3 protein-coding genes and 1 pseudogene are annotated in these 2,243 nt (G+C 33.3%); 1 reads left to right on the top strand and 3 read right to left on the bottom strand.

The window, feature by feature from the left end; genetic code table 11:
- Positions 1-746: YkvI family membrane protein (locus AB3X49_RS21735; RefSeq protein ID WP_367964687.1), on the top strand; the 746-nt coding region annotated here is incomplete at its 5' end.
- 33 nt (positions 747-779) lie between these two features.
- Here AB3X49_RS21735 and AB3X49_RS21740 read toward each other — a convergent pair.
- From AB3X49_RS21740 to AB3X49_RS21750, 3 genes and pseudogenes are all read right to left on the bottom strand, one after another.
- On the bottom strand, positions 780-1,148 hold the full coding sequence (locus AB3X49_RS21740; protein ID WP_002126974.1) for a DUF3979 family protein: 369 nt from the start codon (positions 1,146-1,148) through the stop codon (positions 780-782).
- Positions 1,149-1,413: 265 nt separating this feature from the next.
- Complete coding sequence (locus AB3X49_RS21745) at positions 1,414-1,719, bottom strand: hypothetical protein (protein WP_002012413.1); 306 nt, start codon at positions 1,717-1,719, stop codon at positions 1,414-1,416.
- 164 nt (positions 1,720-1,883) lie between these two features.
- Positions 1,884-2,243: pseudogene (locus AB3X49_RS21750) on the bottom strand (chemotaxis protein); the annotation flags it as partial.

Raw genomic sequence — 2,243 nt, forward strand, 5'->3', positions numbered from 1 at the left:
TAACTAGCGTTATGTTATCAGGAGCCGGGGCAGTATTTGAAGAACAACTTCGTCTCCCGAGACAACTTGGTATTTTCATCACAGTCATCGCCTGCCTCATTATTGGGAGCCGGGGATTACAAGGTGTTTTTGAAGTGAATACACTTGTCGTACCTATTATGATGATTTTCATTATCGGACTTGCTATTACAACCTTTATTCATGGTACAACTCCTATTATTGACACCGTTCCTACAGAAAGTTGGAATATGAAATGGATTACTAGCCCTATTACATATGTTGCATTAAATCTGTCTCTCGCCCAAAGTGTTCTCGTCCCATTGGCCAGTGAAGTAAAAGATCGAAAAGCTATTTTATGGGGTGGTATTTTAGGCGGCGCGGGGCTTTGCTTTATTTTATTATGTAGCCATCTAGCAATATTATCAGTTGAACAATTTTATCAATATAACATCCCAATGGCTGAAGTTGTAAGAAGGTTTAATGCAACTTTCCATTTTTTCTTTGTTCTTATCATTTTTGGTGAAGTATTCACCACATTAGTTGGGAATATATTCGGAATGACAAAACAAATGCAATCCATTACCGGATGGAAAAGTAATAACATTATTTACTTCATATTACTAATTAGTTATTGCTTTAGTTTCATTGGATATAGTGAATTACTTCATATTCTATACCCTATTATCGGTTGGGTGAGCATCATTTTACTACCGATTATTGCCTTTAAACAACTTCAAAAAACATAAAAAAACATCCGTGTATACGGATGTTTTTCATCTTCATTCACAGTCTTCACATACTTCCCAGTACGGCCCCATTTCTACTGCAAGATATGGCTTTAATTGCAAACGAATCATTCGACTTGGCATGCGTTCCAATACGAATTGAATGCCGTCTTCCTCTTCATCCAACTCAACTTTTGAAATAGCAATTCTTTGCATAGTAGTAATAGGGCTTCCATCTTTATATAAAGTGATTTTCACCTCATCATACTCATTAAAATACAATTCAACATTCATTTGCTTTTTTAACATTTCATCAACAATTTCATAATTATCATTTTGTTCCTGGATTATATATTTCCAGCCGCCTCTATCTAATTTTATCGGAGCAGCTTGGAATAATGTCATCAAATCCTCGTATAGCATAAGATAACCCCTCTCTTACTAAAAACGATGAGTATTTTATATACCCTTTATCTCTATCACTATCCATGTTTATTGTACCATATATCACGAATCTTACTGCATTCATTTGCTTTATAAACACATACAAAACATATAGTATTTTCAGTTCACTCTCTATTCACTAATACGTCCTCTTACTGATAACTTATCCCTTTCCTTATTTCCTACACACTACTTATAACTCTTAAAAAACCACAAAAAAGAAGAGTAATTTATATCACTCTCCTCATAAGACTTTTCCTGTAGCTGCTAATGCTAACACTATAATTAAACTTGCAAATAATAGTGATACAATTAAACTAAAAATCGGTAATATTTTCTTTTCATTCTTCTTAAATAATAACCTTAAACTAAGAATGATATTTAATGGAACAAATATAAAATAAAAGTATTTAACGATTTGTAATGAGCTATTTGAAAGTGTTTTAAATACAAACACTTCAATTAAAAAAGCAACAAAGAATAAAATGCTTAACCAAAACGAGACATAGCTAAGCCAAGAATGTCTTTTCGTTCCCCAATACACTCCCATACTGATCTCCTTTAAACGTAGTCTATATTATATTAATTATACACCCGCTTAACAAATTCCTCTATTTTTCGACAAACATTAAATACATTGAACCTCTAATCCGTTTATCAGCTAAAAGACTGTCTCTAATAGCACTAATGCTATTTTGAGACAGCCTCCCCTTTTTATACTTTAAATCTTTCAATTAATACTTGTAACTCTTCAGCCATTTGAGATAGTGTACCAGCTGCAGAACCAATTTCCTCCATGGAAGCTAGCTGCTCCTCAGCTGACGCTGCAACACTTTGTGTACTCGTCGCATTATTTTGTGCCGTCATAGCAATTTGACCAACAGAAATAGATACTTCATTTGCACCTTTTGACATCCCATTAGCTGTTTCAACCATCGTTTTAATTTGGTCAGCAATTTCATTTGTAGATTGTAAAATTTCAGTGAAATTTTGTTTTGTTTCATTTGCAATAACAAGTCCAGATTGAACTTCTTCATTTACATTATTCATAGATTTTACTGTCTTACTCATATC

The organism is Bacillus sp. C30 (genome assembly GCF_040838255.1).
GTDB lineage: Bacteria > Bacillota > Bacilli > Bacillales > Bacillaceae_G > Bacillus_A > Bacillus_A mycoides.